We start from the raw sequence: 14119 nt of genomic DNA on the forward strand, positions 1-14119 counted from the left end.
TATCCGCCCTTTTCTGATAGATAGAGGAAAAACCGGCTGATGTCCAGCCGGCTTTTTTCCTTTACAGTTCTCTTCTTAATGCGGTCAGAACGTTGGTTTTTGTCGCTTTGCGGGCCGGATTCATACCGGAAATCACCGCGACCCCCGCACAAATGACAACTGCGATCACAACGAGGCTGAGCGGGATATAGGAGAAGGTATAATGAAGATCTTCAACTCCGGTGTTTCCCCCTACCGCTTTCAAGATAACCGGCACAGCCAGATTGACGGCAAAACTCACTCCGTAAGAAATGATAATCCCGATGACAGAACCTAATATCCCGATATAGGCGCTTTCCATCAGGAACATTCTGCGGATAATGGACGGGCTTGCGCCGATCGCTTTCATAATCCCGATTTCCTGTGTTCGTTCCGTCACCGCCATCGTCATCGTATTGAAAATACCGATGGCAGAAATCACGACGGCGATAAAGCCGACAAAGATCAGGCCGATTTTAAAGACGAGGAAAAAGGTGTTGACGCCCTTCAGCTCGGTTGTGACAGATCTGACATAAAAGCCGTCATCGGTGAGGTCATGGGTAAGCTGATCGACATGATCGAATTTGTCCGCATACACATTGATGCTTTTTTCCACATTTCCATTCTTCAGATCCAAGAATGTTGAGAAGTCCTTCTTGAATTGATCACTCACAAAAATATTTGTATCCTCTATCCAATCTTGGGACGGTTTTTTTGTAATTCCGACTACTTTAAAGTCGTACGTTTTCGTTTTCTCAACGTCTCCGTCTTTGTTTGTTTTGGAGATGCTCAGCTGTATCGTTTTATTAAGCAGGTCTTTCGTATAGCCTTTTGGTTTTTTCACCTCCGACATGTCGCCTTGGTGATCCTTTAACTCTTTATCGTAAGCGTCAGCCTCTTTTTTCGTCAATAGGTTCTTCGCAAAATCATAGCCGACCACGATTTCATTCTCTGTACGGGCGACTCTTCCCTGATCAAGCTCCATATTGGCTTTGACTTCATCGTTCATGTTTGTCAGCACAATGGCTGAATCTTCATTTGTTCGGTTTCCCAATGACGCTTTGTTCGGTTCATACACTTGTGTTCTTTCAACGACAGACTTGACTTTTTTATACTTTTCCAAGTCTGATTTCTTCACGGCTTTTCCGTTCTCTTGACCGAGCACATTGATTTCCGTAACAATTTGCTGGCTCATCGTAATGTCTGTAATCGTTTTTTGAATGCCGAATCCGACGGACGCCAACACCACTAAAAACGCGCACGCCATTGTCGTCGCCAGCACCGTCATGAAAACACGCAGCCGGTTTTTCTTCATATTTCTTCTGATAAAGTGAATCTGATCCTTAAATCTCAACAGTAACGCCCCCTTTTAATACACCGTCATGCAGCTGGAATTTTGAATGTGCGATCGAAGCGACTTCATCGTCATGCGTAATGATGACAAATGTAATCCCGCGCTCCCGGTTCAGCTGCTGAATTAATGCAAGCACCTCAAGTTCCGTTTCTGAATCAAGGCTTCCCGTCGGCTCATCAGCTAAAATAATTGACGGATTTAAAATCAGGGCTCTTGCGATACTGACACGCTGCTGCTGACCGCCTGACAGCTCATTCGGATAATGATTCGCATGATTCTCAAGTCCGACCCGTTTCAGCATGTCCGCGACTTTCTGCTTGCGTTCAGACGGTTTGACGCCTTTTAAGGCAAGCGGCATTTCAACATTTTCATAGGTTGTCAGACTCGGAATGAGCTGAAAACTTTGAAAAATAAAACCGAAATGCCCGAGGCGGAACTGCGCCCACTCTTTTTCACTGAAGCCCGTCACATCAGTGCCGTTAATGACGATACGGCCCTTCGTCGGCGCTATGTATCCGGATATTAAATTCAGAAGCGTTGATTTTCCGGAACCGCTCCGACCGACGATACAGGCAATTTCCCCTTTTTCAACGGTCAAAGAGACATCCTTCAGCACCGGAACCTCACTCTCTCTGCCTTTCCTGCCGATTTTAAATGAATGATCAATATGCTGTACTTCTATCACGTACACCACTCCCCCTTATATCTGTTTCGTTTTTTTATAGATGAAGTAATAACTGATGAAAAACCCGATAACCGCGCCGATAAGCATGCCGAATATATAACCGGTAAACGAACCGTTATAAGCATATCCGCATACCCCCGCACTTCCCAGCATACTGAGCACCATGACGAGCACTTGAATGGTGCGTTCAATGTGTTTGCTTAGGATAAAATGTCCGCTTCGTTCACTCGGCATTTTCAGGAAATTCGCATAGCCGAATAGATAGAAACAAAATCCCATTAATGCGGAGATTAACAATGCGTGTTTCATGTAATACATCCATGATGTATGGATGTAAGCGGCAGGCATGAAATAGATCAGAAATCCGCTCCAAGGGAAATCAATATCCGGCACAGCCTGCCTGCCAAAAAGGAACTCAGCGTTTAACAGGTAAATCGTCATAACCACGATCGGAAAGACGGAAACCGTGAACGCTGTGATCAGCTGTGCCGCTAAATTGCCCGTTATCGTGCCGGCAGCTGTCACTAATGCATAAATCATCAAGCTGATGACCAGCATCCCTGCGCTGAATGATTGAAAATGATGGACAGCGTCAGGTTTAAGCGCTAGAAACAATATGTCAGATACTCCGTAAGAAACAACTTGCGAGCCGGCTAACACGGCTGCCCCCAAGAAAAACTTCGTATGAAATATCCGGCTTCTCGAGTACGGAAGACTCAGTGTAAACATCCTTTCAGCCCGGCCTCCTCTTATCAGAAAAAGCCCCATCATAACCGGAGGAATGAAATGCAGCCCAATCAAATTCCGATTGCTGTAATCAATGCTGAACGTACAAACTGAACCTGAATATTGATGAAGCGCACTCAAACAATCCTTATAGTGAAAATACTCATTTATAATTGCCAAAGGGCCTAAAATAGCTAAGAACCCCGCTGTAAGGAGCAGCAGCGTCTGCCGCTGCTTCCATTCTTTATAAAGCAAACCGCTAATCGGCACCTTGCCTTCCTCCAAACTGCTCATTTTCAAACAGATCTACATATGCTTTGACTTCCTGTAAACCGTAAAATAACTGATGAAAAACCCGATAACCGCGCCGAAGATAATGCCGGCTAAATAGCCGAACATCGTGTCTGTGACCCCGTATCCGAAAACGCCGAAACCCATAACGGCAAAGGCAATCACCAAGATCTGCGCCGGCCGGTCCAACTTACTCCAAAGAAAGAATCTGCCGTTCCGTTCATTCGGATGTTTCAGAAAGCTGACGTAACCAATCAGATAAAAGACAAGGCTCATCACAATCGGAATGATTAAAACCAAATCCCTTTCTCTGATCCAGTCGTTAAACACATATCCAATAGGGGTTACAAATATAAAAAGACGGGATTCGATATAACTGCTGATAAAAGAAAATTGACTTCCCACACTAATATCGAAAACGACCTCCAAATTCGCGGCCGGCAGACCGATGAGTAAAAAGGGCAGAACCGTGACGGTAAACGCCGTTAACAGCTGGGCGAATATCTGTCCCGTTAATGCACCGGATGCCATTAACAAGGCGTAAGCCATAAAACTGATGACAATCATTCCGATTGAAAAATGATCAAAATCGTACGTATGGCTCGGTTTCAGCAAAGATATCAGCAATGACGCCGCTCCATAGCCTATCGCCTGAGGAACAACAATGACTGCTGCGCCAAGCCAGAATTTCGTCTGAAAGATTTGGCCTCTGCTGTATGGCATGCTTAACAAAGCATCCATCGTTCCCTTTGTCCGTTCCAAGCCTAATAAGAAGACAGCAATGATGACACTCACAATCCAGCTGAAGGAAAGAGGCGACCCATTCGTATAATTGACAACGAATTCACAATCTTGAAGAGCTTGGTTATTCAAACATTCTTGATATGTTGAGTAGTTGTTATAAACCATAAAAGGGTTTGCCGCCATTAAAAGAATGCCGCTGCATAAAAACAACCACTGATTTTTTTTCCATTCTGTGTACAACAATCCCCGCGGTATCATTCCGGTCCTCCTCTCTTACACATGCTTCGTTTTTTTATAAATCACAAAATAACTGACTAAAAATCCGATCGCTCCTCCGACCAGCATCCCGGCCACATACCCTGTCATCGTATGTCCCGTCGAGTACCCCGCCAGGCCAAAACCGAGAACGGCGATTATGATCACCACAATCTGAATGGGCCGGTCAAGCTGTCTCCAAAGGAAAAAACGGCCGTTCCGTTCCGCCGGCTGTCTGACATAGCAAAAGTACCCGATGGCATAAAATACAATACTCATCACTGCCGGGATGAGTAATATATACTTGCTGGCAGATACCCAATCCGTATTAACATACATGATCGGAATCAGATATTGAAACGAATCGTTTAGGTAAGCATTGACTGACGGCATCAGCTCATACATGCCGACCCCGAAAATGACTTCCGCATTTGTCAGCGGCAGCGTAATAATCAGGTAAGGCGCTATCGACACAGTAAACGCCGTTAACAGCTGGGCGAACGTATTGCCCGTTAAGCAGCCTGCACTCGCGACCAATGCAAAAGCCAAAATACTCACAATAATCTCTCCGACGCTGTAATGGTGGAAGAAATATACGCGCTCAGGCTTTAACAGAAGAATGAGCAGCTCAGCCAGCCCGTAGCCGATGATTTGGAATCCGGCAATGACCGCCGCTCCGAGCCAAAATTTAGTGTGAAACACCTGAGCACGGGAATAAGGCAGACTGAACAGCGCATCAATCGTTCCTTTCGTACGTTCCAGTCCGAATAAGCAAACCGCCAAAATGACAGCGGGCGCCCAGTTTAAGTTCAGCATTCCGCTATCCAAAGAATTCACATAAAACTTACAATATGCTCCGTGGGTGTCCAGACAGCCTTGATAAACCAGATAGGTATTTAACACTTCAAATGGATTGACCGCCGCTAAAAAAATGCCGACCATCACAAGAACAGTTCGATTCTGCACCCATTCCCTGTACAGCAATCCCCTGTCTACCATCTCCGGTTCCCTCCAAACTTCGCGATGAAGACCTCTTCTAAGTTCACAGGAAGTTCATTCCATACTTTCGGCCGCAGCTCTTGCAGAAAGTTCTTTTTCTTCTCATCGTTCTTTTGAATCAGCACCGTATAAAACACACCGGCATGGTCGAGAATCGGTATGTTTTGTTCTCTGATCTTCAAGGCGACGTCCTCTTCAAATGCCATTTGGATTTTCATGTACTCTTCCTTCATATCATCCAAGTCCATCACATTCGTCAGCTGATTTCCTTCCAAAAACCCGATCCGGTTGCACATTCGCTCAATATCTTCTAAACGGTGTGAGGTAATCAGAATACTCGTTTCCCTTTCAGCCACTTCATCCACCATAAGCTGCAGCACGTCATGACGCGTTACGGCGTCAATTCCGTCCGTCGGTTCATCCAAAAGGATAAGAGCCGGGCGTGAAGCAAAGGCAAGGACGAGCGCAAGCTGTTTTTTCAGGCCTGTCGATAATTCACGGTATTTCTTCGTTTCCGGAATGCCGTACCTGTTCATCAGCTCATTGGCGTAAGTCACATCAAAATTCGGATAGATTCTGCTTACAATCGCAACAAGCTGTTTATATGTATACTTGTCATAAAAAGGATTTTCAACAGGCATATAAATGATGTTCTGTTTTACTTTCGGATGCCGCTTTATTTCCACCTGATTAAATAAAACCGTCCCTTGATCCGGCAGCAGAATCTGCTGAATGAGCCGGAGCAGTGTTGTTTTCCCTGATCCGTTTCGCCCGAGCAGCCCGAAAATTTCACCTTTTCCGATGGTGAGCGAAATATCCTTGAGCACTTCTTTACCGTCTATCGTTTTTGAGAGATTCCGCAATTCAATCATGATCCTTGCCTCCTTTCACATCAGCGCTGATTTCCTTTATCCATTCCTGCAGCTTCTCCAGCTCAACTCCCGCGTAATGGGCATCGATGATGAGCTGTTTCAATTGCTCTTTTATCATCGTCATCTTCCCTTCAACCAATGTCGTTTTTGCATTCTCCGATATATACGTTCCTCTTCCCCTCAGCGTTTCAATGACACCATCGCGTTCGAGCTCCTTGTACGCTTTGCTGACTGTGTTCGGATTGGCGATAATGATCGTTGCCAATTCCCTGACAGAAGGAAGTTTATCCCCCGGCTTCATGATCCCTTTTAAACAAAGCTCTTTCAATTGCTGTATGATCTGCTCATAAATCGGAGTTGAGCTTCTCGGATCGATTTGAATCATTTACTTCCCTTCTTTCTTTTACGAGCTGCTCTCTTTCTTTAAATGTTCTGCCATTGAAAACCGATGACGACAAGAACGACAAACAGACTGCTTGCCAAAACCGAGGCGGCGATAATAAGAGGCACATCTTGTTTTACGGATCTTTTGTTTTTCATGAAAGTTCCCCTTCCCTATGGTTAACATTTATATGTCGATTTCATTTTTCGAGTGTTTTATGTGTATTACATCAAGTAGTACACGTAATACAATAAACACACTCCGCCCTATTGTCAATTCTTTTTTTAAAAGAAATACAAAAAAACCCGCCGGGATTCCGGCAGGTTTGCTGAACCATTTGAAATGGCGCGGTCAGTAATCAAAATTACGCTGCAAAATCATATTGTTTTGCAAGGTCTGCAGCTGCAATCTCATTCGGTAAAGCTGCTCTCTTTGCTGATCATTCGCAGATAATGACAGCTTGTTTAATTCATTCACCGCGTTTTCAAGCATCATTTGCGCTTCACTGTACTCATTATCATTATAATGCTCTTGTTTCGAAGCGGTCATAAATTGCTCATTCGCAAATTCATACGCCTGTTCGCTTCTTTGGAGATGTTCATCTACTGATTGTCTTGTTGCCAACGAAACCCCTCCTCAGTGAATGGGAAATCAAACTTAGTTTGAGCGGACCAAAAATAATAACACCCGAAGGTTGCAGGAAAGAGAACCAAATTTTCCGCGTTTAAGCTAAAAGAATGAGAATCCTGCCCGCAGTCATAATAAACAAAAGAAAGCCGCATCCTGTTTTCAGATTGTGAACCCCCATCATTCATGCTACAATTTTAGGATGCATCTGATGTGAGGGAGGCTTTTTGAACATTGAACGAGAATAACCCTTTTCCTTATTCAAATACGGAAAAACGGTACCATACATTAAATTATCATCTGCGGGAGCATTTCGGGCATAAAGTGTTTAAAGTCGCGCTTGACGGCGGTTTTGACTGCCCGAATCGGGACGGCACGGTTGCACACGGAGGCTGTACATTCTGCAGCGCGGCGGGCTCCGGCGATTTTGCCGGCAATCGGGCCGATGACTTACTCACGCAATTTCACGATATCAAAAACCGCATGCACGAAAAGTGGAAAGACGGCAAATATATCGCATATTTCCAAGCGTTCACGAATACGCATGCCCCGGTAGAGGAGCTGCGTGAAAAATTCGAATCCGTCCTCAAGCTTGACGGCGTTGTCGGCATGTCGATCGCGACCCGTCCGGACTGCCTTCCGGACGATGTCGTGGAATATTTGGCCGAACTGAATGAGCGGACCTATTTGTGGGTTGAACTCGGGCTGCAGACCGTGCATGAGCGGACCGCCCTTCTGATCAACCGCGCCCATGATTTTGACTGCTATGTTGAGGGCGTCAATAAACTGAGAAAACACGGCATCCGCGTTTGTTCCCATATCATTAACGGGCTTCCGCTTGAAAACAGGGACATGATGATGGAGACGGCCAAAGCCGTCGCTGATTTGGATGTGCAAGGCATTAAAATTCACCTGCTTCACTTATTAAAAGGCACACCGATGGTGAAGCAATATGAAAAAGGAAAGCTGGAGTTCCTTTCTCAAGAAGAATATGTAAGTCTTGTATGTGATCAGCTCGAAATCATTCCCCCGGAAATGATCGTTCACCGCATTACGGGAGACGGGCCGATCGAATTAATGGTCGGACCGATGTGGAGCGTCAATAAGTGGGAAGTACTGGGCGCCATTCAAAAAGAGCTGGAAACACGGGGAAGCTATCAAGGAAAGCTCTTCAGAAAGATCGGGGAGGAGACCGCCCTATGACCTTGATGCACATCCTCCCTTTCAGTAAAGAATTGCTGAAGTCCGCCGCACAGGAAGGTGATATCACGGTTGACGCGACGATGGGCAACGGACATGATACATATTTCCTGGCCGGCCTTGTCGGTGAGACAGGACATGTCCATGCCTTTGATATTCAAGCGGACGCACTCGCTAAAACGAAGGAGCGGCTCGGTGCCGACTTCAGTCCGCGCGTCACGCTTCACCATAAGAGCCATGATCAAATAAAGGCATCGCTGCCTGAGGATGCGCACGGTCGTGTGGCTTGCGCCGTGTTTAATCTCGGCTATCTGCCCGGCGGCGATAAAAGCATTACGACAAACGGCCGCTCAACCATTTCCGCGATCGAACAGCTCCTTGAACTGCTGAAGGAGAACGGGCTGATCGTTCTCGTTGTGTACCACGGGCATCCTGAAGGCAAGACGGAAAAAAGTGCATTACTGGAGTACTGCAGCAATCTTGATCAGGAAAAAGCGCGCGTGCTGAGCTACGGCTTTCTCAACCAGCGAAACGACCCGCCGTTTATTATAGCGATTGAAAAGAAATCTGCCGGCAAATAAAGAATCGGCCTGTCATAAGCGGGCCGATTCTTTTTGTGTTTACTTTTCAAGAAAAATCAATTACTATGAAATAATGGAAAAAAATACATCTTTTAAGTGTAACATCTGGGAGGAGCGGCAGTTTGAATATTCTTCGCATCATATTTTCAAGTGTTCCCTATGTGATGTTCGTCATCATTTTATCAAGACATTTAGGATTTGAGTTCGCGAAAACCTATTACTGGTGGTTTGCTGCATTTTTTGTCATCGGGCTGATCGGCAAATTCGCAATGCACCTTGCGGCAAAAAAGAAACCGTTAAAAAAAGAGACAGCGTAAAATGCGCATGTCTCTTTTTATTTACTGTTTTGCAGCACGCCGCGTGTATAAGCGGGATTGTTTGTAAAGACACCATCTGCTTTTTGTTTCAGCATAATAGGCGTCAGCGTATGCTCGTCTTCCTTATCAAAAAACACGTGCACTTTCATCTTATTGTGATGAATGCGCTTCACGACTGCTTCATTTGCCAATTTGGCGTTGAGCCCGACTGTATCAGCATACGTTCTGATGGTTTGCAGCTGCTTATCATTTATCTCCTCAGCCTCGTTATCTTTTAATAATCGAACAAGAGGAACTTTTTTATCCATAGATCGAACTTTCTTTAAGCTCTTCCCGCTAAAAGACTCAATGACTGCTTTATGGCTGGAAATCAGCTTATGTTTTTGTAATATGTCAATCAGTTTCTTTTCCATCACCAGGCTGCCGTTGCTTTCTCTTGTCTCAATATAGTAATTGGCAGTTTGTCCGAATTTCTGTATGATTTCTTCTAATGTTAAAATCTTTTCTCCTTTTCCCGCATTCAGTTTCTTAATCTGAGCCAAAGACAGATCATCTGTCATCCCTTTACCATCTGTTGTCCGATCTACCGTGTTATCGTGAATTGCAATCAGATGGCCGTCCTTTGTCTCCCGTAAGTCTATCTCAATATAATCTGCTTTGTCTTTAATGGCACGCGCATAAGACAAAGCTGTATGTTCCGGCTCAATCGCAGAAGAGCCCCTGTGCGCTATCAAGACAGGATGATAGCCGGCGGAAGCATGGATGACGGAGCAGCCTCCGGAAATGGAAAGTAATGCTATGACCGCTAAATACTTTAATTTTTTCATAAAATTAAAGTATCATATTCTGCAGGCGCAAACAATGTTTCATTTCATACTTCACGTCATAAATAAAAAACTGCACCGTCATGATTTACACGAGAGGCGCAGTTCACCCATTACGAACTTTTCGTCCAAGCCATCTTCTGAAATTTGCGGTAGGCTCTTCCGTTGATATAAAAGAAAAATGACGTTTTTCCGCTTGCCCTGATCAGCTTTCGCGCGAGGCGGCCCATTTCTTTTTGGCCGGCGACTTTGTCATCGGATAAATAGACGCCGAGCAGCCCCCTGTTGATCAGCCGATGAAAATTTTCATGCGGAATGCCTTGCAAATGTTCATCCGCTTTTTCAATAAAATGCTGCAGTCTCTGCATCATTTCTTCATGAGACTGATAATACGTACAGAAATTCAGATCGCCTTCAAGCAGATCCTCTTCCTGGTCAATTAAATAATCAAGCAGTATATGCAGCCCTTGTATGTACGGAAAATAACTGCTGCGGATTTTCTCAGCGGTATGTTCGTTAAAATCAGGCTGGAATGAGTAAGCAACGAGACAGAAAATACCTAACGTCGATCCGGCGCAGGCCGAGAACTCAAACCACTCCATTTCCGGAAGCTGTGACCGGTACTGCTCAAACCAGGCTTTAAGCCTCGGAACGCGTTCATGCTCAACGACATGCTTATGAACCTGAAGGTCGCAATAATAATCACACAGCTCAAGCAAATAAGGTTTAATGATACCGTAATGTTCTATTGACCCGAGCACCCGCTGGCATGTTCTGACCAGCTCATGAAGATAACCGCCGTCATCCCGCTCGTCTCTGTACTGATAGTACGGCCGCACCTCGGCACCGACCGTCAGCGCGTCACGCATGGAGAGATGAAGCATGCGGAAGTCCTCGGGATCAAGCGAGGTGCTGCGGTCGCACAGATTGTCCAGATAATCACTGATTGTCTGATACGCGATGATAAATTGCACGCATTTCTGTTTCTGCTCTCCCGAAAGCAGGGCTAAAATGCCGCCGCCTTCACAATGAAATGATTTATCGCGGATACTTGCGGCCGCCTGCTGCCGCAGTTCGGTATTTTTAATGGAATCTGATTTTTCCCGCCACATGTTCAATTCCTGATGAACGAGCGGAAAAATTTCCCGATACACTTTTGCCATAAGGTTAAAAGGATGTTCCGGTACTGTCAACATATGCACCCCCAGCGAATTCAAATATACTGATCTGTAAAGGCTTTTGCCGCCTTAAACACAGTTTCTCTTTCCGGTTCATTAAAAATTTCATGATAAAGCCCTTCCCATTCCCGGTACGATTTATTATGGGAAGCCACACCGGAAAACCATTTGCGGACCTTCATTTTATCGACGATTTTGTCATCTCCGCCCTGCATAAGCAAAAGCGGCACCTTTAAAAACGCATCAGTCGGCACCATAGCGGCATCAATGGTTTTTAAAAGCTCTCTGTACCATCTTACGGATACCTTCGTGACATATAAAGAATCGTTTTGATCCGCTTCAATCATATCCGCATTCCTCGTTGCCATATCAGGTGATAAGCCGGAATCCACTCTGAGGGACGGAGCGAGGACGTTCAGTCCTTTAGACGCAAAATCAAGGACTTTATTGACTTTTATTTGCAGACCCAGACAAGGTGATGATAAAATGAGTGCCGTAATGCGGGGATTTCTCTGCTGCTTAAACCATTCTATCGCAATCAGTCCGCCCATGCTGTGGCCCAAAAGGAAAACGGGCGCTTCAAGCGTTCTCGCTTTATCAACCCATATATCTACTTCATCAATGTATTCTTGGAAAGAGCGAATATGCCCTCTGGCGCGGGTCGACGTTCCCTGACCGGGCAAATCGCCCATCACCACGTTATATCCGGAAGATCTCCACATTTCAACGAGCCATTTATAGCGCCCGTGGTATTCGCTCGCCCCGTGGATAATGACAATGGTACCGACGGGCCTGTCTGCTTTCCAAGTCCACATGCAGTTCACCTCTTACATAAATTTAGAGAAAGAAGGATGAGACATGATAATCTACCCTTATAAACAATTTACGCCTGACATACATCCTGAAGCGTTCATTGCGGATAACGCCGTCATTACGGGCGACGTCGTGATCGGAGAACAATCAAGCATTTGGTTCTCAGCCGTCATCCGGGGGGATGTTGCGCCGACAAGGATCGGAAAAAGAGTCAGCATACAAGACTTGAGCTGTCTGCATCAAAGTCCGAACCGCCCGCTTCTTATTGAAGATGACGTCACGATCGGCCATCAGGTTACACTGCACAGCGCAATCATCAAAAAGAATGCTTTAATCGGTATGGGCTCCGTCATTCTTGACGGGGCGGAAATCGGAGAAGGCGCGTTTATCGGCGCCGGAAGTCTCGTTCCTCCGGGCAAAACCATTCCTCCCGGCTGTCTTGCGTTCGGCCGGCCCGCAAAGGTTATCCGCCGGCTGACAGAAGAAGACATACGGGACATGGAAAGAATCAGAACGGAATATGTTGAAAAAGGCCGATACTATAAAACACTGCAAGAGAAATAAAAATAGATCAGCTTTGTTTTACTACTGTACCATTTTTCAAAATATTATTTAAGTAAAAACCATTTGCATTCTCCCGATTGTCAGGAAACAGAAGCAAAATGTTCAGGAATTTGTTTTATTCTTTCCCCGCCGGCCCGATCCTATGAAAAAAAGAGCCCATGTCCCGGGCTCTTTTTTTTACGCTTTTTCGGCGAATGTCTGTCCGTTTTCCAGACCTATGTCTTTTCTTTTATGGAAACCTTTCCCGTAATAGGCGGCTAATAATATGCCGAACCAGACAGGCCCGATGATGACGGCCACCCGGGTCTCTGCATCAAAAGCCATCAGCACAACGACAAAAGCGAGAAATGCCAGCGAGATATATGAGGAAAAGGGGTATAAAGGCATTTTATATTTGAGTTTTTTCCGTTGTTCCGGCTGTAAGCTTTTACGGTATTTCATTTGGGAAAGCAAAATAATCGACCATGTCCAAATCGCTCCGAACGTCGCAATGCTCGTCACCCACGTAAACACTTTCGCCGGCACCACGTAGTTCAGCAGAACGCCGATGCATAACGCACCCGCTGAAACCAATACCGCTTTTCCCGGCACACCGCCTTTTGTGACCGTACCGTATGCTTTAGGCGCTTCATTTTGCTCCGCCAGATTGAACAGCATGCGCCCCGTGCTGAAGATCCCGCTGTTGCAGGAAGAAAGAGCCGCCGTCAATACGACAAAATTAATGATTCCGGCTGCAGCGGGTATTCCGATTTTTTCAAATGTCAAAACAAACGGGCTTCCGCCTGAACCGATTTCCTGCCACGGATAAATTGACATAATGACAAACAAAGCTCCGACGTAAAAAATGAGAATGCGCCAAAAAACAGTATCTATGGCCCGCGCCAGTGATTTTTCCGGATTTTTGACCTCACCGGCTGTGACACCGATCAGCTCAATCCCGAGATAGGCAAACATGACCATTTGAAGCGACAGCAGCACCCCTTTAATCCCATTCGGGAAAAAGCCGCCGTGACTCCATAAATTGCTGATTCCGAGCGCAACGCCTCCGTTTCCGAGACCGAATACGATCATCACCAGACCGATCGCGATCATTGACAGAATCGCCAAGACTTTAATGAGCGCAAACCAGAATTCAAGCTCACCGTACGCTTTGACCGCCAGAAAGTTGACAGCCGTCATAATGACGAGTGCACAAAGCGCCCATATCCATGACGGCACGTCAGGGAACCAGTAGCCCATATAAATGCCGACCGCGGTGATTTCCGCCATGCAGGTAACAACCCATAAAAACCAATAATTCCAGCCTGTTAAAAACCCGGCAAGCGGACCGAGATAATCTCTGGCATACCGGCTGAATGAGCCGGCTACAGGCTTTTGAATCGCCATTTCCCCTAATGCCCGCATAATAAAAAACATAATCAGCCCGCTGCAGGCGTAGGCGGCTAAAATCCCCGGCCCGGCAAGCTTTATGGCAGAAGCCGACCCGAGAAACAGCCCGACTCCAATCGCGGCGCCCAACGACATAAGCGAGATATGCCGCTCTTCCAAGCCGCGGTGAAGCGTTTTTTCTTTGTTTTGCATAACTCTCCCTCCCCCTGATTTTGACAAAGAAACAACAAACCGAGACGAAATAGCCAGAAAACACTTTCCGGAATCTACCCGATTAGTCCTATTATAACCTTTTTCTGA

At 45.9% G+C, this 14119-nt stretch carries 17 protein-coding genes; 4 read left to right on the forward strand and 13 right to left on the reverse strand.

The window, feature by feature from the left end; genetic code table 11:
* Positions 1-61: 61 nt before the first annotated feature.
* From NYE62_RS15175 to NYE62_RS15215, 9 genes are all read right to left on the reverse strand, one after another.
* Positions 62-1372: an FtsX-like permease family protein gene (locus NYE62_RS15175; RefSeq protein WP_342497034.1), complete on the reverse strand. Its 1311-nt coding sequence runs from the start codon at positions 1370-1372 to the stop codon at positions 62-64.
* The gene (locus NYE62_RS15180) at positions 1362-2057 is read right to left on the reverse strand and encodes an ABC transporter ATP-binding protein (protein ID WP_007408816.1); all 696 of its coding nucleotides are present in this window, start codon (positions 2055-2057) and stop codon (positions 1362-1364) included. The genes NYE62_RS15175 and NYE62_RS15180 overlap by 11 nt, the downstream gene beginning before the upstream one ends.
* Positions 2058-2072: 15 nt before the next feature.
* Positions 2073-3053, reverse strand: a complete 981-nt coding sequence (locus NYE62_RS15185; protein WP_144663857.1) for an ABC transporter permease — start codon at positions 3051-3053, stop codon at positions 2073-2075.
* Between the two features lie 36 nt (positions 3054-3089).
* A complete protein-coding gene (locus tag NYE62_RS15190; RefSeq protein ID WP_144663856.1) occupies positions 3090-4076 on the reverse strand; it encodes an ABC transporter permease in 987 nt (328 codons plus the stop codon).
* A gap of 15 nt (positions 4077-4091) precedes the next feature.
* Positions 4092-5072, reverse strand: a complete 981-nt coding sequence (locus NYE62_RS15195) for an ABC transporter permease subunit (protein ID WP_144663855.1) — start codon at positions 5070-5072, stop codon at positions 4092-4094.
* Complete coding sequence (locus NYE62_RS15200) at positions 5066-5944, reverse strand: ABC transporter ATP-binding protein (RefSeq protein ID WP_020956239.1); 879 nt, start codon at positions 5942-5944, stop codon at positions 5066-5068. The genes NYE62_RS15195 and NYE62_RS15200 overlap by 7 nt, the downstream gene beginning before the upstream one ends.
* Positions 5937-6329 carry a GntR family transcriptional regulator YtrA gene (gene ytrA, locus NYE62_RS15205; protein ID WP_003152275.1) on the reverse strand — a complete coding sequence of 131 codons (393 nt, stop codon included), beginning with the start codon at positions 6327-6329 and terminating at the stop codon, positions 5937-5939. Before ytrA ends, NYE62_RS15200 begins: the two co-directional genes overlap by 8 nt.
* 38 nt (positions 6330-6367) lie before the next feature.
* Complete coding sequence (locus NYE62_RS15210) at positions 6368-6484, reverse strand: hypothetical protein (protein WP_003152273.1); 117 nt, start codon at positions 6482-6484, stop codon at positions 6368-6370.
* Positions 6485-6677: 193 nt separating this feature from the next.
* Positions 6678-6950, reverse strand: coding sequence for a YtzC family protein (locus tag NYE62_RS15215; protein WP_003152272.1), 273 nt, complete (start codon positions 6948-6950; stop codon positions 6678-6680).
* Between the two features lie 237 nt (positions 6951-7187).
* Here NYE62_RS15215 and NYE62_RS15220 point away from each other — a divergent pair, with 237 nt between their 5' ends.
* From NYE62_RS15220 to NYE62_RS15230, 3 genes are all read left to right on the forward strand, one after another.
* Positions 7188-8156: a TIGR01212 family radical SAM protein gene (locus NYE62_RS15220; RefSeq protein WP_007408822.1), complete on the forward strand. Its 969-nt coding sequence runs from the start codon at positions 7188-7190 to the stop codon at positions 8154-8156.
* A complete protein-coding gene (locus NYE62_RS15225; RefSeq protein ID WP_040237837.1) occupies positions 8153-8734 on the forward strand; it encodes a class I SAM-dependent methyltransferase in 582 nt (193 codons plus the stop codon). Before NYE62_RS15220 ends, NYE62_RS15225 begins: the two co-directional genes overlap by 4 nt.
* Positions 8735-8856: 122 nt before the next feature.
* A complete protein-coding gene (locus tag NYE62_RS15230; protein WP_003152265.1) occupies positions 8857-9051 on the forward strand; it encodes a hypothetical protein in 195 nt (64 codons plus the stop codon).
* A 17-nt stretch (positions 9052-9068) separates the two neighbouring features.
* On the opposite strand, the gene NYE62_RS15235 is transcribed toward NYE62_RS15230, so the two are convergent.
* From NYE62_RS15235 to NYE62_RS15245, 3 genes are all read right to left on the reverse strand, one after another.
* On the reverse strand, positions 9069-9878 hold the full coding sequence (locus NYE62_RS15235) for a glycerophosphodiester phosphodiesterase family protein (RefSeq protein WP_061860812.1): 810 nt from the start codon (positions 9876-9878) through the stop codon (positions 9069-9071).
* A 110-nt stretch (positions 9879-9988) separates the two neighbouring features.
* The gene (locus NYE62_RS15240) at positions 9989-11068 is read right to left on the reverse strand and encodes a tetraprenyl-beta-curcumene synthase family protein (protein WP_031378716.1); all 1080 of its coding nucleotides are present in this window, start codon (positions 11066-11068) and stop codon (positions 9989-9991) included.
* 20 nt (positions 11069-11088) lie between these two features.
* Positions 11089-11868: an alpha/beta hydrolase gene (locus NYE62_RS15245; protein ID WP_094032148.1), complete on the reverse strand. Its 780-nt coding sequence runs from the start codon at positions 11866-11868 to the stop codon at positions 11089-11091.
* Positions 11869-11914: 46 nt separating this feature from the next.
* Between NYE62_RS15245 and NYE62_RS15250 the strand changes: the two genes are divergently transcribed.
* Positions 11915-12430: a gamma carbonic anhydrase family protein gene (locus tag NYE62_RS15250; protein WP_025285156.1), complete on the forward strand. Its 516-nt coding sequence runs from the start codon at positions 11915-11917 to the stop codon at positions 12428-12430.
* A gap of 177 nt (positions 12431-12607) precedes the next feature.
* Here NYE62_RS15250 and alaP read toward each other — a convergent pair whose 3' ends face one another.
* Positions 12608-14011, reverse strand: coding sequence for an alanine permease AlaP (gene alaP / locus NYE62_RS15255; RefSeq protein WP_017418420.1), 1404 nt, complete (start codon positions 14009-14011; stop codon positions 12608-12610).
* Between the last annotated feature and the right edge of the window lie 108 nt (positions 14012-14119).

The organism is Bacillus sp. FSL K6-2861 (genome assembly GCF_038630725.1).
Taxonomy (GTDB): Bacteria; Bacillota; Bacilli; order Bacillales; family Bacillaceae; genus Bacillus; species Bacillus velezensis.